This window comes from Gemella sp. GH3, assembly GCF_013415425.1.
Lineage (GTDB): Bacteria > Bacillota > Bacilli > Staphylococcales > Gemellaceae > Gemelliphila.
In genome coordinates this window covers 38,634-62,996 of record NZ_JACBYC010000202.1, presented here as the reverse complement: position 1 = coordinate 62,996, position 24,363 = coordinate 38,634, and the positions used below count along the sequence as shown (strand labels likewise).

34 protein-coding genes and 1 tRNA gene are annotated in these 24,363 nt (G+C 27.4%); 22 read left to right on the top strand and 13 right to left on the bottom strand.

Annotated features, from left to right (window positions below; all coding sequences use genetic code 11):
• The first annotated feature begins 264 nt into the window (after positions 1-264).
• The gene (locus tag HZY83_RS07680) at positions 265-2,970 is read left to right on the top strand and encodes a GAG-binding domain-containing protein (protein WP_179943462.1); all 2,706 of its coding nucleotides are present in this window, start codon (positions 265-267) and stop codon (positions 2,968-2,970) included.
• Between the two features lie 206 nt (positions 2,971-3,176).
• On the opposite strand, the gene HZY83_RS07675 is transcribed toward HZY83_RS07680, so the two are convergent.
• Positions 3,177-4,034, bottom strand: a complete 858-nt coding sequence (locus HZY83_RS07675; RefSeq protein ID WP_179943461.1) for an NAD(P)-dependent oxidoreductase — start codon at positions 4,032-4,034, stop codon at positions 3,177-3,179.
• A 97-nt stretch (positions 4,035-4,131) separates the two neighbouring features.
• On the bottom strand, positions 4,132-5,757 hold the full coding sequence (locus HZY83_RS07670) for a PTS transporter subunit EIIC (RefSeq protein ID WP_179943460.1): 1,626 nt from the start codon (positions 5,755-5,757) through the stop codon (positions 4,132-4,134).
• A 451-nt stretch (positions 5,758-6,208) separates the two neighbouring features.
• On the opposite strand from HZY83_RS07670, the gene HZY83_RS07665 reads away from it, so the two are divergent.
• The 10 genes from HZY83_RS07665 to HZY83_RS07620 all read left to right on the top strand — a co-directional run bounded on the left by HZY83_RS07665 (position 6,209) and on the right by HZY83_RS07620 (position 12,417).
• Positions 6,209-6,291, top strand: a tRNA-Leu gene (locus tag HZY83_RS07665).
• A 786-nt stretch (positions 6,292-7,077) separates the two neighbouring features.
• Entirely contained in the window at positions 7,078-7,479 is a 402-nt protein-coding gene (gene spxA, locus HZY83_RS07660; RefSeq protein ID WP_179943459.1) for a transcriptional regulator SpxA, read from the top strand.
• 93 nt (positions 7,480-7,572) lie between these two features.
• Complete coding sequence (locus tag HZY83_RS07655; protein ID WP_179943458.1) at positions 7,573-8,451, top strand: CvfB family protein; 879 nt, start codon at positions 7,573-7,575, stop codon at positions 8,449-8,451.
• A gap of 2 nt (positions 8,452-8,453) precedes the next feature.
• Entirely contained in the window at positions 8,454-8,735 is a 282-nt protein-coding gene (locus HZY83_RS07650) for a hypothetical protein (RefSeq protein WP_179943457.1), read from the top strand.
• 14 nt (positions 8,736-8,749) lie between these two features.
• Complete coding sequence (rnz, locus tag HZY83_RS07645; protein WP_179943456.1) at positions 8,750-9,664, top strand: ribonuclease Z; 915 nt, start codon at positions 8,750-8,752, stop codon at positions 9,662-9,664.
• 15 nt (positions 9,665-9,679) lie between these two features.
• Entirely contained in the window at positions 9,680-10,225 is a 546-nt protein-coding gene (locus tag HZY83_RS07640) for an NUDIX domain-containing protein (protein ID WP_179943455.1), read from the top strand.
• 6 nt (positions 10,226-10,231) lie between these two features.
• Entirely contained in the window at positions 10,232-10,678 is a 447-nt protein-coding gene (locus HZY83_RS07635; protein WP_179943454.1) for a Fur family transcriptional regulator, read from the top strand.
• 2 nt (positions 10,679-10,680) lie between these two features.
• Positions 10,681-11,127: a hypothetical protein gene (locus tag HZY83_RS07630; RefSeq protein ID WP_179943453.1), complete on the top strand. Its 447-nt coding sequence runs from the start codon at positions 10,681-10,683 to the stop codon at positions 11,125-11,127.
• A gap of 172 nt (positions 11,128-11,299) precedes the next feature.
• Complete coding sequence (locus HZY83_RS07625) at positions 11,300-12,016, top strand: prepilin peptidase (protein ID WP_179943452.1); 717 nt, start codon at positions 11,300-11,302, stop codon at positions 12,014-12,016.
• Complete coding sequence (locus tag HZY83_RS07620; protein WP_179943451.1) at positions 12,007-12,417, top strand: UPF0758 domain-containing protein; 411 nt, start codon at positions 12,007-12,009, stop codon at positions 12,415-12,417. Before HZY83_RS07625 ends, HZY83_RS07620 begins: the two co-directional genes overlap by 10 nt.
• Here the strand turns inward: HZY83_RS07620 and HZY83_RS07615 are convergent.
• From HZY83_RS07615 to HZY83_RS07590, 6 genes are all read right to left on the bottom strand, one after another.
• Complete coding sequence (locus HZY83_RS07615) at positions 12,386-13,402, bottom strand: tyrosine-type recombinase/integrase (protein WP_179943450.1); 1,017 nt, start codon at positions 13,400-13,402, stop codon at positions 12,386-12,388. The two genes, HZY83_RS07620 and HZY83_RS07615, sit on opposite strands and share 32 nt — an antisense overlap.
• A gap of 193 nt (positions 13,403-13,595) precedes the next feature.
• Positions 13,596-14,651 carry an Abi family protein gene (locus tag HZY83_RS07610; protein ID WP_179943449.1) on the bottom strand — a complete coding sequence of 352 codons (1,056 nt, stop codon included), beginning with the start codon at positions 14,649-14,651 and terminating at the stop codon, positions 13,596-13,598.
• A 105-nt stretch (positions 14,652-14,756) separates the two neighbouring features.
• Entirely contained in the window at positions 14,757-15,254 is a 498-nt protein-coding gene (locus HZY83_RS07605; protein WP_179943448.1) for a hypothetical protein, read from the bottom strand.
• 282 nt (positions 15,255-15,536) lie between these two features.
• Positions 15,537-16,616, bottom strand: coding sequence for an excalibur calcium-binding domain-containing protein (locus HZY83_RS07600; RefSeq protein WP_179943447.1), 1,080 nt, complete (start codon positions 16,614-16,616; stop codon positions 15,537-15,539).
• A gap of 293 nt (positions 16,617-16,909) precedes the next feature.
• The gene (locus HZY83_RS07595) at positions 16,910-17,677 is read right to left on the bottom strand and encodes a type II toxin-antitoxin system PemK/MazF family toxin (RefSeq protein WP_179943446.1); all 768 of its coding nucleotides are present in this window, start codon (positions 17,675-17,677) and stop codon (positions 16,910-16,912) included.
• A gap of 28 nt (positions 17,678-17,705) precedes the next feature.
• Entirely contained in the window at positions 17,706-18,386 is a 681-nt protein-coding gene (locus tag HZY83_RS07590) for a LexA family transcriptional regulator (RefSeq protein WP_179943445.1), read from the bottom strand.
• Positions 18,387-18,933: 547 nt separating this feature from the next.
• On the opposite strand from HZY83_RS07590, the gene HZY83_RS07585 reads away from it, so the two are divergent.
• The 3 genes from HZY83_RS07585 to HZY83_RS07575 all read left to right on the top strand — a co-directional run bounded on the left by HZY83_RS07585 (position 18,934) and on the right by HZY83_RS07575 (position 19,909).
• The gene (locus HZY83_RS07585) at positions 18,934-19,146 is read left to right on the top strand and encodes a helix-turn-helix domain-containing protein (RefSeq protein ID WP_179943444.1); all 213 of its coding nucleotides are present in this window, start codon (positions 18,934-18,936) and stop codon (positions 19,144-19,146) included.
• Positions 19,147-19,527: 381 nt separating this feature from the next.
• Complete coding sequence (locus tag HZY83_RS07580) at positions 19,528-19,731, top strand: helix-turn-helix domain-containing protein (RefSeq protein WP_179943443.1); 204 nt, start codon at positions 19,528-19,530, stop codon at positions 19,729-19,731.
• Positions 19,732-19,768: 37 nt separating this feature from the next.
• Positions 19,769-19,909, top strand: a complete 141-nt coding sequence (locus HZY83_RS07575; RefSeq protein ID WP_179943442.1) for a hypothetical protein — start codon at positions 19,769-19,771, stop codon at positions 19,907-19,909.
• A 153-nt stretch (positions 19,910-20,062) separates the two neighbouring features.
• Here HZY83_RS07575 and HZY83_RS07570 read toward each other — a convergent pair whose 3' ends face one another.
• On the bottom strand, positions 20,063-20,821 hold the full coding sequence (locus HZY83_RS07570) for a DUF4393 domain-containing protein (protein ID WP_179943441.1): 759 nt from the start codon (positions 20,819-20,821) through the stop codon (positions 20,063-20,065).
• Between the two features lie 99 nt (positions 20,822-20,920).
• On the opposite strand from HZY83_RS07570, the gene HZY83_RS07565 reads away from it, so the two are divergent.
• Complete coding sequence (locus HZY83_RS07565; protein WP_179943440.1) at positions 20,921-21,106, top strand: hypothetical protein; 186 nt, start codon at positions 20,921-20,923, stop codon at positions 21,104-21,106.
• Here HZY83_RS07565 and HZY83_RS07560 read toward each other — a convergent pair.
• Positions 21,103-21,318 (bottom strand): hypothetical protein, encoded by a 216-nt coding sequence (locus tag HZY83_RS07560; protein ID WP_179943439.1) that lies wholly within the window; start codon positions 21,316-21,318, stop codon positions 21,103-21,105. The two genes, HZY83_RS07565 and HZY83_RS07560, sit on opposite strands and share 4 nt — an antisense overlap.
• 164 nt (positions 21,319-21,482) lie before the next feature.
• Here HZY83_RS07560 and HZY83_RS07555 point away from each other — a divergent pair, with 164 nt between their 5' ends.
• The gene (locus HZY83_RS07555; protein ID WP_179943381.1) at positions 21,483-21,674 is read left to right on the top strand and encodes a hypothetical protein; all 192 of its coding nucleotides are present in this window, start codon (positions 21,483-21,485) and stop codon (positions 21,672-21,674) included.
• Here HZY83_RS07555 and HZY83_RS07550 read toward each other — a convergent pair.
• Positions 21,664-21,831 (bottom strand): YjzC family protein, encoded by a 168-nt coding sequence (locus HZY83_RS07550; RefSeq protein WP_179943438.1) that lies wholly within the window; start codon positions 21,829-21,831, stop codon positions 21,664-21,666. The two genes, HZY83_RS07555 and HZY83_RS07550, sit on opposite strands and share 11 nt — an antisense overlap.
• A 95-nt stretch (positions 21,832-21,926) precedes the next feature.
• Here HZY83_RS07550 and HZY83_RS08510 point away from each other — a divergent pair, with 95 nt between their 5' ends.
• The gene (locus tag HZY83_RS08510) at positions 21,927-22,061 is read left to right on the top strand and encodes a hypothetical protein (protein WP_255460164.1); all 135 of its coding nucleotides are present in this window, start codon (positions 21,927-21,929) and stop codon (positions 22,059-22,061) included.
• Here the strand turns inward: HZY83_RS08510 and HZY83_RS07545 are convergent.
• Positions 22,058-22,318, bottom strand: a complete 261-nt coding sequence (locus tag HZY83_RS07545; RefSeq protein WP_179943437.1) for a hypothetical protein — start codon at positions 22,316-22,318, stop codon at positions 22,058-22,060. The genes HZY83_RS08510 and HZY83_RS07545 overlap by 4 nt on opposite strands.
• A 120-nt stretch (positions 22,319-22,438) precedes the next feature.
• Between HZY83_RS07545 and HZY83_RS07540 the strand changes: the two genes are divergently transcribed.
• Positions 22,439-22,642 carry a helix-turn-helix domain-containing protein gene (locus tag HZY83_RS07540; RefSeq protein ID WP_179943436.1) on the top strand — a complete coding sequence of 68 codons (204 nt, stop codon included), beginning with the start codon at positions 22,439-22,441 and terminating at the stop codon, positions 22,640-22,642.
• A gap of 40 nt (positions 22,643-22,682) precedes the next feature.
• A complete protein-coding gene (locus HZY83_RS07535; protein WP_179943435.1) occupies positions 22,683-22,958 on the top strand; it encodes a hypothetical protein in 276 nt (91 codons plus the stop codon).
• Here HZY83_RS07535 and HZY83_RS07530 read toward each other — a convergent pair.
• Positions 22,953-23,333 carry a DUF2513 domain-containing protein gene (locus HZY83_RS07530; RefSeq protein WP_179943434.1) on the bottom strand — a complete coding sequence of 127 codons (381 nt, stop codon included), beginning with the start codon at positions 23,331-23,333 and terminating at the stop codon, positions 22,953-22,955. The genes HZY83_RS07535 and HZY83_RS07530 overlap by 6 nt on opposite strands.
• A 141-nt stretch (positions 23,334-23,474) precedes the next feature.
• On the opposite strand from HZY83_RS07530, the gene HZY83_RS07525 reads away from it, so the two are divergent.
• The 3 genes from HZY83_RS07525 to HZY83_RS07515 all read left to right on the top strand — a co-directional run bounded on the left by HZY83_RS07525 (position 23,475) and on the right by HZY83_RS07515 (position 24,363).
• Positions 23,475-23,672, top strand: coding sequence for a helix-turn-helix domain-containing protein (locus HZY83_RS07525; protein ID WP_179943433.1), 198 nt, complete (start codon positions 23,475-23,477; stop codon positions 23,670-23,672).
• A 25-nt stretch (positions 23,673-23,697) separates the two neighbouring features.
• Entirely contained in the window at positions 23,698-24,006 is a 309-nt protein-coding gene (locus HZY83_RS07520) for an ImmA/IrrE family metallo-endopeptidase (protein ID WP_179943432.1), read from the top strand.
• A 144-nt stretch (positions 24,007-24,150) separates the two neighbouring features.
• A complete protein-coding gene (locus HZY83_RS07515) occupies positions 24,151-24,363 on the top strand; it encodes a hypothetical protein (RefSeq protein WP_179943431.1) in 213 nt (70 codons plus the stop codon).

Genomic DNA, 24,363 nt, shown 5'->3' with positions numbered 1-24,363 from the left:
CAGCAAGTTTTCATATAATTAAGTTATTTTTCAACATATTATAAATATTCATTAATTAAGATTAAATATAAGTTTTACGAATTTATTTGAAATTGACAACGGTTAGTCATTATTATATAATTCTAAATAGTAATTCATATGAAATATAACTTTAGGTATAAATATAATTATGTTGTGATATTTCATATGGTATAAATAAATATAAGGGAGGAAGGATAAGGATAGTATAGTTTATTAAATTATACATTTTCTTATTATAAAATAATGATAGACTCAAAAAAAGATAAAGTACTAAAATATTCAATAAGAAAGAAGAAGTTAGGTGTAGGATCTATAACTATTGCCACTATGTTGTTAGCTACGGGAATACCGTCATTTCATAATGTTAATAATATAGCAACTGCCGAAGAAGTTACTCAATCGAAGGTAGATGAGTATCGTCAAATTTATAATAAAATTAAAGAATTAGTAGATGTTGATTATGGCTATTATGCCTCAATAATTGGTGATGCTCCAGGGGATGACCTAACTATGATTTTTGAAAATAAAATATCTGATGAGAAAAAAATGAATGAGGCATTGTTAAATTTTGTTAATTATGGGCTTATAATAGATAGTAACGGATATAAACAATTTAAAAATATTGATGAATACAAACCTTTTTTGGAAAGAGATTATGCTGCTGCCTTAAAGCAAGCTAAAGAAGAAAAGAAATCAGAATTTGATAAATATCATGTATCAAAAGAAATAAAAGGCAAATACAAGGAATTACTAGATAAAGAATCAAGTTTAACCAAAGTTACTAAAGAGATTCCAGAAGCTTTTGCTAAAGAGATTGCTCAAATGGAAAGAAGTGAATTATATATTGAAATAGATAAGGCTAAAGATGAAATACAGAAGATGAATTATCTAAAAGATAAAGGTAAATATATTAAACAACTTGAAAATATATCATCAAAGGATGAAATAAAAAATATTTTAGCTCAAGCTAAAGAAGAGGCTGAAAAAGACCGTATAACTTTTGAATCTGTAGAAAAAGTAAGAAAGCAAATTCAAAATTTAAAGTATCTTACAGACGAACAGAGAAGTACATATAATGGAATTTTGGATAATAGTAATGAAGCTGAAGCTAATAAATTACTAGAAGAAGCAGATTTAAAAAATCGTAAAGAATTTATAAATATTATGAAAGCTACAATAGATAAAGCAGAAGAAAGTCTGTCTAATGTAGACAAACTAAAGACAGCTCCCGATACAGAAGATTATGAATTACAACATGACCTTTGGTACGTTAACTTCAAAACAGGTATACGTACTATAAACGGGTTTTATACAGAAATAGTTGATAAACCAGAATCTAAAAAATTATCTTTATTAGAAAAAATAAATAAAGATTTAAATGATTTTATAAGACAAGCGAAAATAGAAGAATTAACAAGGATAATTGCAAAATATAGACAAAAATATCCTGGAAATGAAAATATAGAAAAGTATTTTAATGATTATCTTAAACAAACCAAAGCATCAAACCATGCTTCATTAGAAGGAATTGGTTTAGAGAATTATGTAGATAGGGAACTTGTTCCAAAATTTAATGATTTGAAACGTATTATTAATAATTTAGAAAAAAAAGCTGAAGTTTTAAATGAATTAGATAAATTAATTAAAGATTTGGAACAAAAACCATTGTCTTCAGAAATAGTATCTTCATTGAAGAAACAAAAAGGAATAATAGAACTTATAGGTGATGATCAAGATGGACTAGCGGAAACTTATTTTGGATATGCAAAAAAAGAAATTGCGGAGTATGAAAAAGAATATAACTCTTATAAAGCAGAGTTAGAAAAAAGTAAGGAAGAAATAAATAACCTTATAAGTAAATTACCTACTAAAGATAATGAAAAAGCTAAAGAATTAGCAACTAAATTGATGCCAATAGCTAAAGAGCTAGAGGGAGCTACTTTATCAGGAGATACTGAATATAAAACTTTTATGCCTAAGATTGTAAATAGAATTAGAGAAGAAGTTGAGAAATTTATAAAAGACAATGAGAAACAAACTTTACCTCTAACACCACTAACTCCAGCAGTTGTAGAAAGTGTAGAAACAGAGATTAGTAAGGTAGAGTATTCAACTATAGAGGTAGAAAATTCAGAATTAGAAGTAGGGGTAAGTCAAGTTAAGACTGAGGGAGTTAATGGTGAAAGAACATTAAAATATAAAGTTCGCAAAAAAGGGAATGAAATATTATCAAAAGAACTTATATCTAATGAAGTAACTAAAAATCCAGTAAATAAAGTTATAGAAATAGGGACAAAAAAACCAGAAGTAAAACCAATGCCGGAGAAACCGAAGATGGAAGATAACGTGAAACCAATGCCGGAGAAACCGAAAGTAGAAGATAACGTTAAGCCAATGCCGGAGAAACCGAAGATGGAAGATAACGTAAAACCAATGCCGGAGAAACCGAAGATGGAAGATAACGTAAAACCAATGCCGGAAAAACCAAAGGTTGAAGATAACGTAAAACCAATGCCAGAGAAACCGAAGATGGAAGATAACGTAAAACCAATGCCAGAGAAACCGAAGATGGAAGACAACGTTAAGCCAATGCCGGAGAAACCGAAAATGGAAGACGAAGTAAAACCAATGCCGGAGAAACCAAAAGTGGAAGACAACGTTAAGCCAATGCCGGAGAAACCGAAGATGGAAGACGAAGTAAAACCAATGCCAGAGAAACCGAAGATGGAAGACAACGTTAAGCCAATGCCGGAGAAACCGAAGATGGAAGACAAAAAATCTAATCCAGAAAGTAAAACTTTATCTAATAAAACTAACAATAAAGCATCTTCTGATAAGAAAAAATTATCAAATACAGGGGTAAGCGATAATGTAGCTAGCTACGTAGTAGCAATTTTAGCATTATTATTATCTAGCGTTATTGCGGTTTACAGAAAAATAATTAAATAGATTTTAAAAGTTATATTAAAAAGCATACCAATAAAATTTGGTATGCTTTTTAAATTTTTTCGAAATAAAAATAGTCTCATAGCATTATAAAGTTTATAAATCTTATTTTAAGATTATTGTTAAGAAATGATATTTATAAAATAAATCGTATAGCAGTAGTACACTTACTTATGTGAGTATAATACTGCTATATAATTTGTATATGTTTATTTGTAGTATTTTATTATAGATTGTGTTCCTTCAGAATATTTTATATCTTCTGATAAGCTATTATACATATCATAAGCTAAGTTTAATCCTGGTAATTTTATGTTAGCTTTCTCACATTCATCAAGAGCTAATTTCATATCTTTTAGAAAATGATGTATAAAAAATCCAGGCTTATAATCATTATTTAATATTCTAGGGTAATATGCAGACATAGAGAAACTAGATGCTGCACCTTTTGATATAGTTTCTAAAAATTTTTCGACATCAAGTCCTTGATTTTTGGCAAATGTGTAACTTTCTGCAAGAGAAATCATAGTAGTAGCAATAGCTACTTGATTACCTAATTTAGCACGTTGTCCATTTCCAGATTTTCCAAAATAGTTAATACTACTAGAAAATGTATTTAAAATAGGACTAATTTTGTCTAGAATCTCTTTATTTCCTCCTGCTAGTAGAGTTAATGTTCCATTTTTTGCTCCAATATCTCCTCCAGTAACGGGAATATCCAAGCCAAAAGAACCTATTTCTGCTAATTTTTCTGCTATTTTTTGTGCTAATTCAGGCGATGAAGTAGTTAAATCTACAAATATTTGATTACTTTTTGTTGTAGTTAACAGGCCATTTTCTCCTAAATATACTTCTTCTACATCTTTAGGATATCCGACCATTGTAAAAATAATATCTGCATTTTTTGGGGCATCACTAATATTATTTAGTAGTATTGCACCATTATTTACTACATTTTCACATTTTGAAACAGTCCTATTATAAACAAATAAATTATGCCCAGCGTTTAGTAAATGATTTATTATACTTTCTCCCATTACTCCAACACCTATCCAAGCTATATTCATATTACCACCTCCGTATTTTTTATCATTATATCACAATACTATATAAATAAAAAATAGTTAACATTTATTATAAATGCTAACTATTTTAATTATTAAATTATTTATTATTTTCCCAATAATCTTCTAATTCAGTTTTGATTACAGATACTTTTGGTCCATAAATTACTTGAACACCATTACCAACTTTTACTACTCCAAGAGAACCTGATTGTTTTAGAATATCTTCATTTACTAAATCAGGATCTTTTACAGTAGTTCTTAGTCTTGTTGCACAAGCGTCAACATCTGTAATATTGTTTATTCCACCTAAACCTTCAGCTACTAATGTTATTTGATTGCTAGCTTCAGATTTGTTATTATTATTAGTATTTCCTTGTTTATCTAAATAATCTTGTTTTGAATGAAGTTTTACATCGTCATTATCGTCTTCACGTCCAGGAGTTTTTAGATTTAATTTTGTAATTAAAAATCTGAAAATGAAGTAATATAAGAAGAAGTAAGCAATTCCTACAGGGATAATATACAACCAACTAGTTTTAGAATTACCTTGTAAAATTCCGAATAAGAATAAGTCTAAGAAACCTCCAGAGAACGTAAGACCTACTGCTATATTAAGTACGTGAGCTATCATATAGGCTGCTCCTGCTAATATAACTTGTACTACAAATAATATCGGAGCAACGAATAGGAATGAAAATTCTATTGGCTCAGTAATACCTGTCAACATAGAAGTTAATGCTGCTGATAATAATAATCCTCCAGCAACTTTCTTCTTATTATCTTTTGCTGTATGATACATAGCTAATGCAGCACCAGGTAATCCAAAAATCATAAATATAAATTCTCCTGAGAAGTATCTAGTAGCATCTGCACTAAAATGAGTTGTATTTGGATCTGCTAATTGAGCAAAGAAGATGTTTTGTCCACCTTGAACTAATTTACCTGCAACTTCTAATGATCCACCAAGACCTGTTTGCCAAAATGGCATATAGAATACGTGATGAAGTCCAAACGGAATTAAAGCACGTTTGATAATACCGAATATAAATGTACCGAATACCCCAGTCTTAGTTACTAAACTACCAGCTTCGTAAATACCACTTTGGATTGTTGGCCATACGTAATACATAATTATACCTACAAAAACAAAAACTATTGTAGAAATAATAGGAATAAATCTACTACCACCAAAGAATGATAAAGCATTAGGTAGTTGAATTTTGTAGAATTTATTGTGTAAGTATGAAACGCCTAAACCTACAATAATACCACCGAAAACACCCATTTCTAGCGACTGAATACCTACAGTAGTAGTTATAGTACCTTCTAATACATCTTTTGCTACTGTTCCGTCAGCTAATATTTTATTATGAGTTACTAACATTGCATTGATAGAAGTGTGCATTACAAAAAATGCAATCATAGCTGATAATGCTGCAACTTCTTTTTCCTTTTGTGCCATACCTATAGCAACACCAACTGCAAAAATCAGTGGTAAAGTACCAAATATTGCACTACCTGCGTTACTCATTACTGTTAATATTGTGTTTAAAAATGTTCCTGCACCTAAAATACCTTCTAATCCGTATTGCTTAATCGTTGTTTGATTAGTAAACGAAGCACCAACACCAAGTAGAAGTCCAGCAACAGGAAGAACTGCAACGGGTAACATAAATGATCTACCGACACGTTGCAGTATTCCGAAAAATTTACTGTCTTTCATTAGAATCCTCCTTAATTAATATTGTCAAAAAAATAAAAAGACAAAAACAATTATAAGGAAAATTCGAATGTTTGTCAATGTTCAAATAGCTATAAAAAGCACAATTAAAGCGATTTATAAATAGTATTATTATCAAAAACGAACATCACAAAAATCATATAAAATTATATTATCTAAGAATCGTTACCAACACATATTTTATAACTATTATTTGTATGCATATTTATAATAAGAACAATATGAATTGTTTATTTTGAGTATCAGAAAACAAAAATGAAAGTTAATATACTTTTTCAAAATTAATTATGAGTTGTAGGGAATTATCTAAACGTACATCATAAAAGTAATTATTATTAATTACAAAGTATTTTCTAAAATGGTAGACTAATATTTTTAATAATAGTTATTGATTTTCTAAAATAGATATGTTATTATATTAAAGTAATGTTTAGCCAGTATGGCGGAATTGGCAGACGCGCTGGACTCAAAATCCAGTGTCCTTTGGACGTGTCGGTTCGACCCCGACTACTGGTATACAAATAAAAAACAAGGTTAAAAAACCTTGTTTTTTATTTAATAAAATTAAATTAAATATAATTAAAAATAATCCGTCACCACTTTTGAGCGAGTAGGACGGATAAATTCTGTAATATGAGCCACCGTCTTTATAACGGTTCTACACTAGGTGTTGTTTGCAGCAACACCTTATATATTGATTATAGCATAGGTTATATAAATTTTAAAATAAAAAGATAAAAGTTATTTATTTTCTTTTTTTAGGTGGGATACAAATTGAGTTTCTTAAAAGTTTCTTATTTTTTTCTATTTAATGTTTTTTAGTAACCATTAAATTAGATAAAGATAGATTAATTAATATTTAGAGAGATAAAAATATAATATATCATTACTATTAGAGGTATTATCTAAAGATATTATTGAACAAACATCTAAAAGACCAGTTAAGTTTAGAATAAAAGAAGGTTACTTATTAACTAATGATTTATTATAAACATGAAGTAATATTTTTATAAATAATATCTAGCAATTATAAAAATATAAATACTAAATATTGTTTTTGTTAGATTAAATATTTTAAATTATATATAGTATATAATAAAGTATGATTTTATTTACTCATTATAAATAAAAAATATTTTTGTTATAATAATGTATTTTAACGGTATTTATGCTCCAATTTAATAAAAAATATTGAACTATATTTTATAATCTTATTGCAAAAATAGTAACACTATAGTATAATGTAATAGTATAGGTAGGTATGAAAATATAAGTTATTTTTATAGAGGAGTGTGATTGTCGATGGTAGTTACATTATTTACGTCGCCTAGTTGTACTTCTTGTAGAAAAGCAAGAGCTTGGCTTGTGGAAAATAATATAGAATTTTTAGAGAGAAATATTTTCTCTGAACCACTGACGATAGAAGAAATAAAAAATATATTAGCTATAACAGAGTATGGTACAGAAGATATAATATCGTTTAGATCGAAAACGTTTCAAAAGTTAAATATAGATATTGATACAATGTCATTACAAGAATTATACAAGGTAATTCAAGACAACCCGGGTATGCTAAGAAGACCTATTATAGTAGATAATAAAAGGTTACAAGTAGGATATAACGAGGATGAAATAAGAAGATTTTTGCCTAAGGAAGTTAGGATAAATCAGCTAAAAGAAATTAAAAATAAAGTAATTAAGTAATTGTATTTAGTTTAAGCATGAGAATGCTTGTAATATATGAAAGGTTGATATTTTTTAATCAACCTTTTTATTTTAGAAAGAAAGAGAGAATATATGAGAAAAGAAGATAAATTTATAACTGGAGAAATACATTTTTTGATATTGATAGAAAAGCGTAGTTCATCATTAATCTTTGAAACAGAAGATGGAACAGAGGTTAATTGTAATGAGTCTGACGTAAATAATATAGATGACTATCAAATTGGAGAAGAATATTCTATGTTTATTTATCCTTCAAGAAGTGGGAAGTTATTTGCAACACCTAATATACCTGATGTTTTGTACGGAGATTATGGATTTAGTAAAGTTGTAAAAGTAAGTAATGAGGGAGTCGGTCTTGATATAGGATTTTCAAGAGAAATTTTATTGGTAGCAGAAGATTTACCCAAGCTACGTTCAGTTTGGCCAAAAGAGGGAGATGAGTTATTTATAACTTTACGTAGAGATTATGAAGGTCAACTTTATGCTAGGTTAGCTAGTGAAACGATTGTTCAAAGTTTGTATTCGCAAGCTAGTAAGGAATTATTCAATAAAGAAATAGAGGCTTATCCCTACAGACTTATGAAGGTAGGAACGTTTTTATTATCAAAAGATGGATATAAGATATTTGTTCACGAGTCAGAAAGGATAAAAGAGCCTAGATTAGGAGAATTAGTGTCTGTTCGTATAATAGGGGTAAAAGATAATGGAGAATTAAATGGTTCTTTTCTTCCTAGAGCGCATGAGAGAATTGATGAGGATAGTCAAACTATTCTAGATTATATTAATAACAATAACGGGTATTGTGATTTTACAGATAAATCATCACCAGAGGAAATTAGAGCGATTTTTGGTATGAGTAAAGGAAGCTTTAAGAAAGCTGTAGGACGTCTATTCAAAAATAAAAAAATAACTATAGAGCAAGACGGATTATATATTAGAAAGGGACGATAAGAATGAAAAAAACGACATTGGATAAAAATATTTTATTAGGTGGCATAGTTTCTGAAAATGATAATTATCAAGTAGTTCATATGAACTTGAAAAGTGGTAATCAAACAGATAATTATAGCAATGATAAGAATATCATAATATTTAATATCTCAGGGAAAATTACTGTAGCTACTGAAGATACTGTTGAAATGCTTAATGAGTTTGAAATGTTGGAAATAGAAAAAAATAATATGCACGTTATTACTTGTTTACAAGATGCTCAAGTAATTGTAGTAAAACTATAAGGTTGTAATAATTTATGAAAGTACATTTCTTAGGTACGGGAGCAGGAATACCGTCGAAATATAGAAATACACAGAGTATAGTTTTTAATTTTATGCAAGAATTAAAAGAATGTTGGATGTTTGATTGTGGTGAAGGAAGCCAACATAAAATTATGCATACTAATATAAAACCATCTAAAATAAATCGGATATTTATAAGTCATTTTCATGGTGATCATATTTTAGGGCTGATTGGATTTTTATCTTCACGTAGTTTTCTTCTAAATAAAGAGGAATTGCCACTTACTATTTACGGACCAAAAGGGATAGAAAAATTTGTAGAATTTAATATGAAAATTACTAATACTAAGTTAAACTATCCTATTTACTATGTTGAATATAATGATACAACAACAATTTATGAAAATAGTGTTGTTAAAGTAGATATCATTTCTTTGAATCATACTATACAATGTTTTGGTTTTAAAGTATATTTTAAAAATCAAAAAGGTACTTTATTAGTTGATAAATTACGAGAAATAGGAATAGAACCCGGACCATTTTATAGAGAAGTTAAGAATCAAGAAACTTTTATTTATAATGGTGTAGAGTATGTATCTAAGGATTTTTTAGGAGATAATAAAAGGGGAAAATGTATTGCCATAATACCTGATACGAGTTATTTTGAAAAAATATTAGATTTTGTAAGTGATGCTGATGTAATAATATCTGAATGTACATATCTAAAAGAAGAAGAGTATGAACTTGCACAAAAGTATAAACATATAAATATATTAGATATTTATAATTTTGTAAAATTAAAGAATTTTGATAAAATATATTTAACACATATTAGCTCTCGTTATGATAAAGCTACCATAGATAATTTAAGTAATAATCTACCTAATAATGTTTTTGTAGTAAATGACTTAGATGAGTATAATATATAGTATGGAGGTATGTATATGAGTTTAGAAGAAAAAACTATAAAAAAAGATATAGTTTATAAGGGAAGAATTTTGAATGTAGAAGTCCATGATGTAGAACTTCCTGATGGGACAATGTCTAAAAGAGAAATTTTAAAGCATAATGGAGCTGTCGCTATTTTGGCATTAACTTCTAAAAAAGAAGTTTTGTTAGTTGAACAGTATAGAAAAGCAGCTGAGAGAGTTACTTTGGAAATTCCAGCAGGGAAATTAGATTTAGGAGAAAATCCATTAGACTGTGCGGTTAGAGAATTAAAAGAAGAAACAGGATATCAAGTGTCAAAAGAACATTTTTCTAAAATTTATGACACACACGTTGCAGTAGGATATAGCTCAGAATTGATATCTATATATTTTGTAGATAATATTGATAGTAATATTCTTGGAAATTTGAAACTAGATGAAGATGAATTTTTGAACGTCAAGAGATATTCTTTAGACGAAGTATATGATATGTTAGATAAAAATATACTAACTGATAGTAAAACTATAATAGCTTTAGAATGGTTAAGGAGAAGGAGTTAGTTAAATATGTCTATTTATGATAATATAATATCTACTATTCAACAATCTTCTTATAAACTTACCCCGCAAAGAGAAACTATCGTTAAAATATTAGTAGAGAATGAATCAGAGCATCTTAGCGCAGAAGAATTATATTTTATATTAAAAGGTATTAATCCAGAAATAGGCTTAGCTACAGTTTATAGAACGTTAGATATATTTTACGATTTGAAAATTTTGGAAAAAATAACTTTTGGAAATGGTATATCAAAATATCATCTACGTCAAAAATTAGATAACGGTACACATCATCATTTAATTTGTACCAAGTGCCATAATATTACGACGATTTCTAATGTTATTTTTAATAAGTTAATACAGTATGTTAATAATGAATATAATTTTGAAGTTCAAGATGATACTATTGCTATATATGGCACTTGTAAAAATTGTATGAATGAAGAGAATATATAATTATGAATTTAACAAAATTAGAAAAATTTTTATTATTTGTAGCTAACATAGTATATTTTTTGTATATTATTTTTTCTATAATTTGGATTCAAAGTTTTCGAGAATATGCTAGTACAGACTATCTTAGGGTTAAGTTAGTTGATCAAATTAGAGAACAAACTAGATTAACTATGGATAGTGCTAATATTTCAACGAAAGATTTGAACTATATATTTGAGATTATGGGGAAATTATCTTATTTATACGTGGCTGTTTTTATATTACTATTATTAATTTTAGTATTTCTACAGTTTAAATTCAAAAGCTTATACTTATTTGGTTTTGTACTATTAGTTTATTCTATTGCAATATTAATATTTACTATCGGAATTTTGTTTATAAGTTGTATAATTTACTTCTTTGTAGGGTTAAAACTAATATTGCAAGCAAAACGAAGAGCCATTAGTTAAATATTAGAATAATAATTATTAATTTTTTAAGAATTGAAATAAAGAATATTTGTGAACAAGTTGAACAAAAGTTTAAAATATTCTATATTTTAATTCTATTTTTATTTGACGAACATAATTTATATGTAATACAATATAATTAACATATTATCTAGTAAAGGTAGGTGTTAATATGATTTATTTTAACTCTTTACTTTTCTTGCTATTAGCTAGTTTTATAAAATGTTTGGGTGATAGTAAAATTAATAAGAATTTTTTTGTTAGACGGAGTAGATGTTCTAACTGTAATCACGACTTATCATTTTTTGATTTAATTCCATTTTTTAGTTATTTATTTTTACGAGGTAAGTGCAGATATTGTAAGCAACAAATACCTCATTCCATTTTTTTATATGAATTATCCTCTATTATAATGGCTCTCGTTTATATCTTTTCATATAATTATCTTTTTTTTATAAATTACATAGATTATTGGCTAGTTTTGATTTTAATTTTTATAGCTATAGAAGACATTAATACTTATGAAATAAATGTAAAGTTACAATTAATTTTATTCATATTAATAATAGTCAAGTTTTTATGTGATTTTAATATGCAACAAATCATTATATTTTTTATATTAACATTATTTTATAATATAGTTTATTTAATAACGAAAGAAGGAATAGGATATGGCGATATAAAACTATTTTCTAGCTTATCACTAATTTTATCATTAATAGAGGGAGTATATTTATTTGCATATACATTTATTTATGCAGGATTTTTTGCTCTTTATTTGATAATAGTAAAAAAAGAAAGTAAGAAGTATAAAGTTGCATTAGCGCCGTATATATGTTTGGCATATATTACAGTAATTTTGCAAAGGGAGATTATTTTATGGTTGTAGGAAGGAATATTAGAAGTATTAAGAATGAAGATAGACCTAGAGAGAAACTAAGAAAATACGGAGCAGGTAATCTTAGTAATAAGGAATTATTGGCTATTATGTTAAGAACAGGAACTAAAAATATTAATGTAATAGAGTTAGCTGATAATATTTTGGAAGATATTGGAGGTATTAATAATTTAAAAAATGTTACTTATAATGAATTAGTTAAACATAAAGGTATAGGTCAAGTTAAAGCAATAGATATTCTAGCTAGTATAGAATTTGTAAGACGTGTATTTACAGAAGATATAACGGATAGTATTACTTGTAATAATTCTATAATGATTGATATATCAAATTTAATAGTTATTTTTAAAATTAAAGTGCCTAAAAAGTGCCTAGATTTTCTAGTTTTTTAACTAAATCAACTTTCATATTTTGAGTCACGTGAGTGTATATATTCAGTGTAGTTGATATATCTGAATGGCCCATTCTCTCACTTATTACTTTAATTGGTATGCCTTGTTCAACTAGTAGCGCAACGTGGGTGTGCCTGAATATATGTGTTGATAATTTGAAAGGTCTCAAATAAGAATTTACGTTTCCTAGACTAACATCGAAAATATATCTTTCATCTGTTAAATTATTATATAATATATCAATAACAGCTTGGCTAACTTCTATTTTTCTGATACTTGTTAAAGTTTTTGGAGATGCCACATTCCCATTCTTATGCCTTGTTTTTGTGATATTTAATATATTATTTTCAAAATTAATGTCCTCTTTTTGCAAAGCCAACAACTCTCCAGCCCGCAATCCTGTTAATAGTTGAACTGTTACAAAATCGCGTACAATAGGTTGTTTTATTTTTGATAAAATCTCTTTTATTTTATTCGTTTCAATAAATTTCACTTTGTTTATTTCTTTTGCTTTGTCTTCTTTAGTCAATTTAAATTCTATATTTAGGTCAAAATCTTTATGGTAATATTTTTTTACATATTTAAAAAATATATTTAATATGGTTTTATAAATATTCAAAGTATTAGGGGCATACTTACTCCTTAAATCATTGATATAGCTTTCTAGAAAGCTTTTATTCAATTGAATTATTATTATATTTCTATCTAATAAGGCTAAGCCTTGTTTGTACTGTTTATAAGTATTATCAGCCACATAACTTCTTTTATGTTTTAAAAATTCATCAATATAATATCCTACATTCTTATATCCAACATCTTTGTTTAGTTTTTTATTTATTTTTTCTTGTAATTCCTGATAAGCTTGTTTTTCAGTCGCACGAGTTTGGTTATTTTTAGTGACAGAAACTCTATGACGCTTGCCATCAAGACCTGTGTAGCTTTCAACGAATTTAAATTTGCCGTTTTCTAGTTTTATTTTGTGCATAAAAAATACGATCCTTTCAAAATTTGCATTATTAAGAAACGTATAGTATAATATTAGTTGTTCAAGTGTATTATTCTATACGCTGTATTTTAAGTAACTTTGAGATAATTAGTTTTATTTTGACGAGGATAAAACTCTCAAAGTGGACTTACTGGCATACTCTCTCACTTTTGGCGAAGTGGGGGAGTTTTTATTATTTATTTACCTTATCACGGTGTATATTTATTACTAATTTAGCTAATTTGTCTAAAAAATCAGGTTGTAAGTTAGCAACTAAAAGAGTTATGTTATACAAGTCATTAGACTGTTTTTTTAATTTTTTGAATATTTGTTCTAATTCTACAATCATTTTGGCACGTAAATATTCTATAGGTAGTAAAGTTATTATTATGAATAATATTGGAAAAATGCTTTCTTTCATATGTTTAATATCAGAGCTATTAAATACATATTTGTCATTTGTAAATTTTTCTACTAATCTTATATCCAATTCACGAGTTAATTTAATATTTATAGATTTATTGTTGTGTGCAATTGCATTTCTATATTGATTTAGTATTTTAAGTGAAGATATAAAGAAGTTTTTTAAATCTTCATTATTAAAATAATTTTTATTATAAAATTGTTTGATAATATTTAATTTCAGGTCTTCACCATTCGCAGGCAATATACTATACCAATCTATAGCGTCCTTAAAATATATATTCTTAACCAATACCCAAGGTGGAATATGATTTTTTGCAGATATGCCTTTTTCTTTATCTCCATACTTATATAATTTTAATGGATTTTCATAACTAGATTGTATATGCTTTCTTAATTTTCCAAGTATTTTATTTCTATTAGAATTTGTACTAGAGTATAATTTTCTATTTAAGTAACTAGTAGTTAAATCAATACTTTCATTACGATTTTCTATTGGGGTGTATACTCCAAATTTTTTAGAAATTTCATAAGATAATTTTGTTTTTAAAGAAGCCTCTATTATAGTTAAGTATTTAAATAATATTCCTTGTAATTCTAAATCAAAATAGTATAAATCTTTTAATATTTCTAAAGATACACCAGTAACAAATTTATTATCTTTATAAAGATGTGAATTTTTATAACTGTTGATTAATGTAAAATATGATACGCACGATAGTATTTCATAAGCTTTATCTTTATTCTCTATTTGAATGTTCTTATATTTTAATCTTTGAATTTGTTGTTCATAATTATAAAAAGGTTTATCTAAATTTATTGTCATATTCATTTTGCAAAGGAAAGAAAAAAACCTCTACAAACAATAAAGTTGTAAAGGTTATTCTCTAGACACCTAATGCAGCGTCCGTTCACTTATATTCCAATTATACTATAAGTGGTTATCTTTGTCAATAGTAACCCTTGCCTTATCTCCTATGTTTATTGTTTTGTCATATGTATCTAAGAACTCAGCTAATTCGTCTGAAAAATAATTTTCTTCAATATCTAAATCTTCAACAACTCTGTGCTCTATATCAATTAAATTGTTATTAATTAATTGCTCTCTTAATGTTTCAGTTAAAATGGATAAATTACTACTCGGTTTTTCAATTTTTACTGTTATTTTTGAGCATATGGACATTTTTGGATATGTTTCAACTACTTCTACAGTTTCTTTATTTTTATCTAGGGTGCCATAAGATATGTCATCTTTTATAATTTCTGGTCCTAGAACATAAATTAAAATTTTATCACCTTTTTTCAATCCGTCATCTTCACCAATAGATATGATTATTCTTTTTTCATCTATTATTTCTATTACTTCACCTATTTTATTTTTCACAATTTCATTATTTTGAAATTTAAAAAATTCTTTTTTATAATCCATATTCAATCTCCTTTTATTAAGAGTTTATTTATGTTATAATTTCATTAGAAAATTTTTCAAGAAACCATTACACTATGTCGCCAAACAGGAGTGTAGTGGTTTTTGTTGTTTTAACCGTATGTAATTACAGTCGGTTGCAAATGCTAGAATTCAGTTGTAGCAAGGGGTTGTATGCTCTAGTGTTAGTAATTTTTATAACAAAAAGAACCCAAGCTAATTATAACTTGAGTTCTTTCTTGGCAACCCAGGGTCGCCTGACTCCCAAATTATACTACCTATTAATTATTTAACTGCACTTGTTTTTGGTAATACTTTAGTAGACGTTTTTTTAGTATCTACTTTTTTATTATTTGTTTTAGTTGCCTTGCTAACTAACTTTTTATGATTTTCACTAGTTTTGTTAGGAGTAGCTGGAGATATAGGATCAAGTGAAGGCATATCAATGGTACCATTTGTGTTTGTAGGATAATCAATGCTTATGTTATCATTGTTGCTATTAACAGCTGGTAGGACTTCTACTCTGTAAAATTTATCCAATATATACACATAGACAACACCTTCTTTTTTCCCTATTATCTCGGTTTTAAAACCTCTGAAAGTTCCTTCGGGACTACCAATACTTACAAAAGGATATGTATCAGTATCAACTATATTAGTATTTTCAGAGTAAACATTTATAATTTCATTAATATTATGTGTAGCTACTTCTAATTTCTCTCCGACACGAATAGTGTAATCTGCATTTGAAGATGGTCTGTCAATACTAGAAACAACTTTTATAGTTTTTTCAGCTATTTTGTCGCCTTTTGCATCAAATATATTTAAAGTAACTGTTCCATTATCTAACCCTTCTACATCTATTTTATATGCATTATCACTGTATAAAAACTTTAAGGCATTATCAGTAACTTTATTTATTTTTGCTACGTTCTCATCAGATATAGAGAAATTTAAATTCTCGCCATACTTATTTAATGTAATACCTACAATGTCTCCTTGTTTAACAACGTAGTCTGTTTCGTTATCTACAATATCATTGTTAGAATTGTTGTCTTCTGCCTTGTTATTAGACGTACTATCTTCCGTTCTGTTAGTGACCTTGTTTAAAGGTAATCCGTCTTTAGTTTTTGGCTTGTATTTACCATTAGAATATTTAAGTTCACAAGCTACACCGTCCTTATGTTTTCTTCCGTCAAGGTGTGGAGCGTAACCAGGTTCTCCCTCTTTGATATTTGCATATCCTGCTGCCCAAGCTTCAGAACAATTTTTAAAATGCGGTCCTTCAGCATTTGTGCTTGCTGGTGCTGCCAATAAAACACCTGTGCTTATTAAAGTAGTTAATAAAATTTTAGATTTTTTCATAATAAAATCTCCTTTCAATATCATATTTATTTTGGAGTTCTTTTGAACATAATAGATAGCTAGTGCTATCTTAAATACCTCATCCTTTCTTCGCAAATCTTGTAATCTAAGTTATAGTTAATTGCGATAGTAGGTATATGGTTTATTTCTTTTAATGCAAAAAAAGGAGCTCATGTTATAAACATAGGCTCCTTAATGTAATAGCAAACTTAATTGCTCTATCTAAATTGTAGTGACAAACTCAATTGCCGTATGTTTATATTATACACATATATTTGATTGAAGTCAATAAATTAAAATATTGTTTTAGATAATTTTCTCTTTAAGTGTTCCATTATGTTATCAGAAAGTATGATATCATATAGAGTATCGTCAATCTTAATAGGATTAGTCACTCTCATTTTACTTATAGTAGTAATTTGATTTGTTAAAATAATACTTCCAGTTTTCATTTTATCTATTTTAATAATACAACGTTTACAATATTCTACTATAGACTCAGCTTTGTCCATCTTACATTTCATTTCTGTAAGGTATTGTTTAAAAGATTCTTTTTCTTTTTTGCTCATCCTTAGGATATCCTGTGTGGTTTTGCAGTTATTATCCATTTCATTTTGTAAACTTATAACCTCTTCAGCGGCTTTATTAGAAAGCTTTGCTATTTTTCTTTCAAATTCATCATAAAAAGATTTACCAATATCTAAATTTTGATGATATACTTTTTCAGACTGCTTTGAACTCATAGGAATAATTATTAAGTTTGGATTTGATTTGTTATCATTACTACTTACGACTACGGCATAGTGTAGCCCTCCAAACTCAGCTCCTAAATTATAACCTAAATTAACTTCTACTACTTGACCAAATTTATAAACAGGTAAAAAATGAGGCTTGAAATTCTTTTCTCTATTTAAAAAATTAATATAGTCTTTCAACCAATAGGTAAGTATTGCAGATTTTTTATGAGGTAGTTCATGAGTTAATAAGGAGTTTAATTTTGTTAATATTTTATCTTTAAATTCTAGAAATTCTTTTCTGTTTTCTTCTTTTTTATAATCCATGTTTCATAATTTAGCTCCTTTGTATAATTTAAAATTGTCTCCTTAATTCAACTACTTTTCCTATGATAACAATGGGAATAGTTGTTATTTCTTCATTACTATAAAATGTTGTTTCATAATTAGGATTTATAGGTATTAGCATTAGGCCATTAGCGTGCTTTTTGATTTTTTTACAAGTTGCACTATCACCATTGACTACTACTATAACTGTATCTCCGCTTTCAGCGTCAGGTTGTTGCCTTACTATTACAACATCCCCATTCATTATTGCTGGCTCCATACTATCACCTTTGATTTTAAGACCGAAGAAATCTCCGCGGCTTGCCATTTCTTCTGTAATTTCTTCGTAGTCTATTATATCTTCAATGGCTTCTATAGGTACTCCAGCGGCTACTTCTCCTAGTACAGGTATTTTGACACCTTTTCGTTTGGGAGTAGTAGAATTGTTTTTTTCTATTAAATCGAATTTTTCTTCCGCAAATCTTAAATCTAATTCAGATTTTAAAACATTAAAATAATCTGCGATTTTTTGAAGATTTCCCGGATTAGGTAATGACCTTCCTTTAAAATATCCAGTAAGCGTACTTTTTGGAATGCCTAAATCTCTGTGCAAATCAATCTGTTTTTTGTTATTCGTTTGAGATAAGTAATTAAGCCTTTCTGCGAAATATTTCCTATTTTCTATTTCTTGAGGGCTATATTTTGCCATAATCACATTCCTTTCTTTAAAGCGTTTGATAACTCTTTTCTATATTATAACGATTTTTTTCGAATTTAGCAATAGTTTTCGCAAAAAAAGTACGAAAAAAAATATAATTTTTAATAAAATAGTATTGACAAAGTACGATTATTTTCGTATAATATTATTACAAGGTTGATTAAGACCTGAGTTTTAAGAAAGGAAAAAGATATGATTACTTTAAAAGAAGTAATAGAGTTGATAGCGAGTATAGGAGTTCTTTTAACAGGAATAGCAAATATAATGATTGCTAAGAACAAAAAGAAAAAGCCTTCTCGAAAGAAGACTCTAAAACACAAATGAATATGTAAGGGGCAAAGCCCCCTTACAATCTAAAGTATATCATATTATATAGAAAAATGAAATATATATTATTGTGTTTCGTAATATGTTTAATATCTTTTTACTTTATTAATAAAGACGAATAGGTCTTAGTCCGCTATTAGAAATTGTGAGTATAGCTCACTTTTTCTTTAAAATATAAGTACGAAAAAAATAGTACTAGAAAGGAGAGAGTATGGAACAAATAACTTTAGAAGCGGCACGAGTAAATGCGGGATTAACTATGAAAGAAGCAGGAGAGAAATTAAATGTGCATCATCAAACGATTTCGAAATACGAAAAAGACAGTAGTAAGATACCTTTAAACTTACTCAATGCGATGAGTGATTTATATAAAATTTCTAAAGATAGGATTTATTTGGGACAAAAAAAACAACACTCGCAATAATCATCTGTTGCGACTAATCAACAAACTAAATCAAATTAAATTTGATAATAAAAAAAACGAAATAAGGAATGTCTGGAACACGACACCCCTTATTCGACACTTTTGTCCTGTTATCTTTCCACGGATATAAGTAGCTATAGCAAGTGCAGCAGCGCGCTACTTAGTAATGTTTTCTTGGTACCAATACTTATATTAGTATTTCTAGGAGCGACCTATACTCTGCTAAATATAAAGTTAACTGAATACGTTACACAAGATTACGCTTTAAGTAAAAACTTGGTCAAAGGGACCAACTCCTTTACCTTTTTATAACAATCAGAAGATTGTCTGAAATAATTATACAACAAAAACGTGTACATATCAATATTGAAAGGAGTTAGGATGAAAGATTTTATAGATAAGCATTTAGATAAGAAAAATATGACTTATTACAACTTATCAAAAACAACGGGTATACATAAAAATATACTATACGATTTTAAAAGGGGTTCTAGGAAGTTATCATTTGAAAAATTATGTTTAATAAGTAATATTTTAGAGTTTTCTATGGATGATTTGAAAGAATACCTTGACAATTGCGATTAATCAACAAAGATTGGTTTAAGGAGGAAGGAGGGGAAAAATGAACAAATTATTAAAAATATGTATATTAGTTTTAGTAACTAAAAAAGCAATAGGCTTTATTAAAAAACAAAAATCTATTGCTAAAAGTGAAATAAAACAAACATCAGATATGATTTCTATGAGTGTTAGTAATTTATAAAAGAAAGGTAAAAAGAATAAATGATACTTGTTTTTATAATACCATTAATAATTTCTTTTTTAATATCTTATATTATGATGAGTTATCACATATATAAAACAAAACAATTAATAGATAGAATGTTTAATCAGGAAAAAGAATTTATAAAAAAAATTATAGACAAATTTCACAAAAATCAAGACCAAAATTAGTTATTGTTATTAATCCTTTTTGTAAAATAACTTCTTGATTTTCCGTTTTATTAATGGAATTTTTAATTTCTAAATAAAATAAGTTTTTTTCAAAAATATTATATCTTTCTTTATCTGAAAGATGTATAGAATAATCAATATTAATAAGCCCTAATCTTTTAAGATTAACAAGAGAAGTAGCAATTTGATAATAGTTTGTTGAGTTATTGTTGTATAAATAGAAATGTTCAAAAATTATTGAATAATTATTAGTATCTTTATCAATTAAATGTATAGATGTTACCATCGCGTTTTTAGAATTTCTTTTATATAAAGAAATTAAATTTTGAGCATCTAACGGAGTCATTTGTTTTATAATTTCAACAAATGCAGGTTGGCTTATATTGTTTTTAGAATTATCCATTGATGAGGCTACTAGTTTAGAAAATAATAAACGCAATTCTTCATCATCAATATAATATTTAGATGCTTCTAAAGCCGGACCTAAAATATTCATTCTTGGTTCTTGAATATTTTCATCAGGAATTTTTAAAACTTCATCAACAATATTTTTCTTATATAAAGTCTCAACTTCTTTCTTCTTTTGTAAGTATTTTATGTCTGATTTGTACCCAAAGTTATAGTACCACCATTGACTTAATGTTTCTGTAGGTCCTTTCGATATTGTAGTTAAAGCTGCGCTACCCAAAGTTGAAACTATAATATTTGTTAATTCACTCATGATATTACACCTCCTTTCAATAATATTTTATATTGAAACTAGGATGTAAACAATATGAAAATTCAACAAAATAAAAACTAAAATAAAGGAGATTTAAAAGTGAATAAAAGACAAAGAAAGAAGAAAATAAAAAAAGTAATAAAAGATTCAGGTTTTACTGCTGAACACTTAAAGTTACTTCAATCTGATTATACTAGAGGATATATGAGAGGGGTATTAGATACTATTTTAGGAATAACTAATTTAATAAACAAAAAAAACTCTTCAAAAGAAGAGCAGAATTAATTTTTAAATTTATTTTCTAATTCTTTTTCATGGATTAATTTTAATTTTTCTATTTCCTTTTCGTACATAAGCTTTAATTTTTCTATCTCATTTGTTTGAGATAGTTGAAGAGCTGTAATAGAAGATTTGTTTTTATGTATTGCTGCAAAATAAGAAAATGTAGAAGCTATAATAGACGAAAAAATACTAGTTAATACAGTGTAAAAATCCATAAATTTTACTCCTTAATATATATTTAACTACATTATATCATAAATATTTTAATTAAGAAGTGAAATTCAATGGTAAAAAATCAAATAGTTAATCAAGCGTTGAAAGAGTACCTTGACAATTGCGACTAATCAACAAATTAAATTAAGGAGGAAGGAGAAAAAGAATGCCACGAAAAATAAAAATAGCACTACTTTTATCTAGCGTAGGACTAGGATTAAAAGTAGCACTAAATACAAAGCACTATTTAACTGAATATCAAGAAAATGATAAAAGGTATATAGAATCTTGGATTCAATTAAATTTAGGAAATAAATGTTTCTGCTTTTCAAAGATTAGAAAAGATATTACTTCTTAATCCATCTATTTCCTGGTTTTTGAGTAGGTGGTAGGCGGTCGCCTTGATCTATGCGAACAGTTCTTGCATTATTGACGTTCCCTCCTCTTGGGCCTACTTCTTTGTATAAACCAGCAGATTTATTATCTGTACCAGGTTTTATAAGTTCTTTAGACATTGCTTACACCTCCTTTCAATAATATTTTATATTGAAACTAGGATGTAAACAATATGAATAGTATAAACAACAAACTAAATTAAGGAGGAAGAAAAATGAGTAGATTAGTTATAAATGCTTTAGCATTATATGGATTAAAAAAAATAATAGACTTCGCATTTAAGCAAAAGCCTATTAAGTCATCATCAATAAAGATAACTGATAACATGATTTCAATGAGTTTTAATTAATTTTCAATAAAAAGTTGCCCATTTTCATTTATTATCTTTTTATTAGTTTTAATTAGAGCTCGGCTAGCATAGATTTCTGAATACACTATTAGCCCATTATCATAAATCATTAAAGATTTAATAACGTCAGCAGTTTGTTCAATAACTATGTTACTGCCTTTAAACTCGGTATAGGTATTTTTGAATTTTATATCTAGGTCACCATCAACGGGTGAGCTTTCTATAGAATAATCTAGTGTAATAGCTTTAACATTCATATTTTATATCTCCTTTCTATTAGATTTATATAACCGAAAAAATGACTAAAGAACAAAAAATATTTCCAAGTTATACTCAACTAGAGTTTATCAAAAATGTAAAGAAAGGTCAAATTATATATGAAAAAATTTAATGAATTGATGTTGAAAAGAAGAAAAGAATTAGGGATGACTAGGTATAAGTTACACAAACTTACAGGGCTAAGTCAACAGATGTTGTTTAAAATTGAGAGTAATATAGACAATACGTTGAAATTAGAGAATGCAGTAAAAATAGCTAAAGTCTTAGATATAGACTTGAATATATTTAAAAGTGTTATATAGAAAAGAGCAATTAACAATTTTAAATTAAGGAGGAAGAGAAATGATAAGTTATCACAGAAAAGCTGCATACGGAGATTTAATAGAGAAAAAAACTAATTTTACCTTTCCTAGTATATCTGTTAAAGGATATGAAATTTTACAAAAAGAGTTAATCGAAGAAGACGTCAGAGGACAGGTTATAAATGAGACAAAACATACTCTTAACGTTGAAATTGTCTTTCAAGATAAAGAAACAACTCTTGAGGATATTTCTAGTTTACTAAAAAAAATTCAAGAGTTGTGTTATGACTGTTCAAAACCTCTTAAGGATTTATAGATAATTAGTTATCATTTGAGAAGCAGTTGTGGTAGCTATTTGGAAAAATGCCGAAAGAGATCTTATACCGAGTTCTTTGCTAACTTTTTTGGCAGTATCCCAAACTTTCTCAGAACGTATGGTATCTAAGAAGTGATGTCCATCCCATGTGATACAAGATATACGATAAATTACAATTAGCCCATTAAGGATTTCTACTTTACCTTTTACAAATCCTGCTTCTAATAACCTTTGTATATGATACGCAACTTCTTCTAGTGAATAGTCATTATTTCTTATGAACACGTCTATTTCACTTTGAGAAAGTTTACTATCGTTACTTTTAGATTCGCATTCTAGTAGTAACTCTCTGATTAAATCAAAATTTAGTTTCATAGTAATTTACACTTCCTTTCATAGTAATTGTGTTTGTAAATAAATTATATCAATGAAAGGTGCGGTAATCAATGAAATACAAGAGTGAATTAACAAAATAAACTATTAAACAATTTAAGAGAAATGAGGTCAATTATCAGTATGAACGAATTTAAAGATGTTGTTAGAAATAAAAGAGAATTCCTAGGTATTAGTAGATATAGGTTAGCTAAAGAGAGCGGTGTTAATTATCAAACCTTAGATAAGATTGAAAAAGGAATAGTAAAAACTGTTACTTTAAGAAATGCAGTTAAGATAGCAAATATTTTAGATATAGATTTGAATATATTTAAAGGTTAAACTAAATAAAATTAAAGGAGAACAAATGTCAAAGAAAATTAAAATATCAGGTCTTGAATATGAAGTGATAGAACAAGAATATTTTAAAACGCCTGATGATGAAAGGAACTTGTGGGGATATTGCGATTATGAACAACAAAAAATATACATAAGGAGTTCACTATCCACAGAAAAGAAAAAGCAAGTGCTAATCCATGAATTAACACATGCTATATTCCATGGTGCAGGATATACAGAACAAGATGAAGATACCGTACATCGTATATCTTTAGTAATGCACCAGGTTATCAAAGAAAATATTTCTACATTTAATGAGATGTTTTCTTATGATTAACTAAAGTTTTACCTGCAGATGAGGTAATTATAACATAAAGAAAGGAAACAATATGCGAAATCTAAACAATATTATTAATTATTTAACAACTAGACAAGCGAGCTATGATGCGTACAAAGAAGTATTAAAAAGGAGGTGAGAACAATGAGCAGTGTTTGGGTAAAAAAAGATGAGCTTATCAGGATAATTGGTATATCAATACCTACGTTTTACAAATATTTGCCCGAAGTTAAACAACTTAGCAACTACGCTGAGTATATAAAAGTCAAATCAATACGTAAGATATATTTTAATTGTGAAAAATGGGAAAATTATATAGTTTCTCGCGAAACTGAAAAATATGTAAAAGGAGGATAA

What these genes read in the sequence shown, in the direction of transcription:
- HZY83_RS07640 (WP_179943455.1), top strand. Translation starts at nt 9,680, where the DNA reads ATGAGTTTAGAAGAAAAAACTATAAAAAAAGATATAGTTTATAAGGGA.
- HZY83_RS07600 (WP_179943447.1), bottom strand. Translation starts at nt 16,616, where the DNA reads ATGAAAAAATCTAAAATTTTATTAACTACTTTAATAAGCACAGGTGTT.
- rnz (WP_179943456.1), top strand. Translation starts at nt 8,750, where the DNA reads ATGAAAGTACATTTCTTAGGTACGGGAGCAGGAATACCGTCGAAATAT.
- HZY83_RS08510 (WP_255460164.1), top strand. Translation starts at nt 21,927, where the DNA reads ATGAGTAGATTAGTTATAAATGCTTTAGCATTATATGGATTAAAAAAA.
- HZY83_RS07515 (WP_179943431.1), top strand. Translation starts at nt 24,151, where the DNA reads ATGAGCAGTGTTTGGGTAAAAAAAGATGAGCTTATCAGGATAATTGGT.
- HZY83_RS07530 (WP_179943434.1), bottom strand. Translation starts at nt 23,333, where the DNA reads ATGAAACTAAATTTTGATTTAATCAGAGAGTTACTACTAGAATGCGAA.
- HZY83_RS07570 (WP_179943441.1), bottom strand. Translation starts at nt 20,821, where the DNA reads ATGAGTGAATTAACAAATATTATAGTTTCAACTTTGGGTAGCGCAGCT.
- HZY83_RS07630 (WP_179943453.1), top strand. Translation starts at nt 10,681, where the DNA reads ATGAATTTAACAAAATTAGAAAAATTTTTATTATTTGTAGCTAACATA.
- HZY83_RS07545 (WP_179943437.1), bottom strand. Translation starts at nt 22,318, where the DNA reads ATGAATGTTAAAGCTATTACACTAGATTATTCTATAGAAAGCTCACCC.
- HZY83_RS07540 (WP_179943436.1), top strand. Translation starts at nt 22,439, where the DNA reads ATGAAAAAATTTAATGAATTGATGTTGAAAAGAAGAAAAGAATTAGGG.
- HZY83_RS07560 (WP_179943439.1), bottom strand. Translation starts at nt 21,318, where the DNA reads ATGGATTTTTACACTGTATTAACTAGTATTTTTTCGTCTATTATAGCT.
- HZY83_RS07550 (WP_179943438.1), bottom strand. Translation starts at nt 21,831, where the DNA reads ATGTCTAAAGAACTTATAAAACCTGGTACAGATAATAAATCTGCTGGT.
- HZY83_RS07595 (WP_179943446.1), bottom strand. Translation starts at nt 17,677, where the DNA reads ATGGATTATAAAAAAGAAGAAAACAGAAAAGAATTTCTAGAATTTAAA.
- HZY83_RS07625 (WP_179943452.1), top strand. Translation starts at nt 11,300, where the DNA reads ATGATTTATTTTAACTCTTTACTTTTCTTGCTATTAGCTAGTTTTATA.
- spxA (WP_179943459.1), top strand. Translation starts at nt 7,078, where the DNA reads ATGGTAGTTACATTATTTACGTCGCCTAGTTGTACTTCTTGTAGAAAA.
- HZY83_RS07610 (WP_179943449.1), bottom strand. Translation starts at nt 14,651, where the DNA reads ATGACAATAAATTTAGATAAACCTTTTTATAATTATGAACAACAAATT.
- HZY83_RS07525 (WP_179943433.1), top strand. Translation starts at nt 23,475, where the DNA reads ATGAACGAATTTAAAGATGTTGTTAGAAATAAAAGAGAATTCCTAGGT.
- HZY83_RS07535 (WP_179943435.1), top strand. Translation starts at nt 22,683, where the DNA reads ATGATAAGTTATCACAGAAAAGCTGCATACGGAGATTTAATAGAGAAA.
- HZY83_RS07605 (WP_179943448.1), bottom strand. Translation starts at nt 15,254, where the DNA reads ATGGATTATAAAAAAGAATTTTTTAAATTTCAAAATAATGAAATTGTG.
- HZY83_RS07680 (WP_179943462.1), top strand. Translation starts at nt 265, where the DNA reads ATGATAGACTCAAAAAAAGATAAAGTACTAAAATATTCAATAAGAAAG.
- HZY83_RS07635 (WP_179943454.1), top strand. Translation starts at nt 10,232, where the DNA reads ATGTCTATTTATGATAATATAATATCTACTATTCAACAATCTTCTTAT.
- HZY83_RS07655 (WP_179943458.1), top strand. Translation starts at nt 7,573, where the DNA reads ATGAGAAAAGAAGATAAATTTATAACTGGAGAAATACATTTTTTGATA.
- HZY83_RS07520 (WP_179943432.1), top strand. Translation starts at nt 23,698, where the DNA reads ATGTCAAAGAAAATTAAAATATCAGGTCTTGAATATGAAGTGATAGAA.
- HZY83_RS07670 (WP_179943460.1), bottom strand. Translation starts at nt 5,757, where the DNA reads ATGAAAGACAGTAAATTTTTCGGAATACTGCAACGTGTCGGTAGATCA.
- HZY83_RS07675 (WP_179943461.1), bottom strand. Translation starts at nt 4,034, where the DNA reads ATGAATATAGCTTGGATAGGTGTTGGAGTAATGGGAGAAAGTATAATA.
- HZY83_RS07620 (WP_179943451.1), top strand. Translation starts at nt 12,007, where the DNA reads ATGGTTGTAGGAAGGAATATTAGAAGTATTAAGAATGAAGATAGACCT.
- HZY83_RS07650 (WP_179943457.1), top strand. Translation starts at nt 8,454, where the DNA reads ATGAAAAAAACGACATTGGATAAAAATATTTTATTAGGTGGCATAGTT.
- HZY83_RS07580 (WP_179943443.1), top strand. Translation starts at nt 19,528, where the DNA reads ATGAAAGATTTTATAGATAAGCATTTAGATAAGAAAAATATGACTTAT.
- HZY83_RS07555 (WP_179943381.1), top strand. Translation starts at nt 21,483, where the DNA reads ATGCCACGAAAAATAAAAATAGCACTACTTTTATCTAGCGTAGGACTA.
- HZY83_RS07590 (WP_179943445.1), bottom strand. Translation starts at nt 18,386, where the DNA reads ATGGCAAAATATAGCCCTCAAGAAATAGAAAATAGGAAATATTTCGCA.
- HZY83_RS07585 (WP_179943444.1), top strand. Translation starts at nt 18,934, where the DNA reads ATGGAACAAATAACTTTAGAAGCGGCACGAGTAAATGCGGGATTAACT.
- HZY83_RS07575 (WP_179943442.1), top strand. Translation starts at nt 19,769, where the DNA reads ATGAACAAATTATTAAAAATATGTATATTAGTTTTAGTAACTAAAAAA.
- HZY83_RS07615 (WP_179943450.1), bottom strand. Translation starts at nt 13,402, where the DNA reads ATGCACAAAATAAAACTAGAAAACGGCAAATTTAAATTCGTTGAAAGC.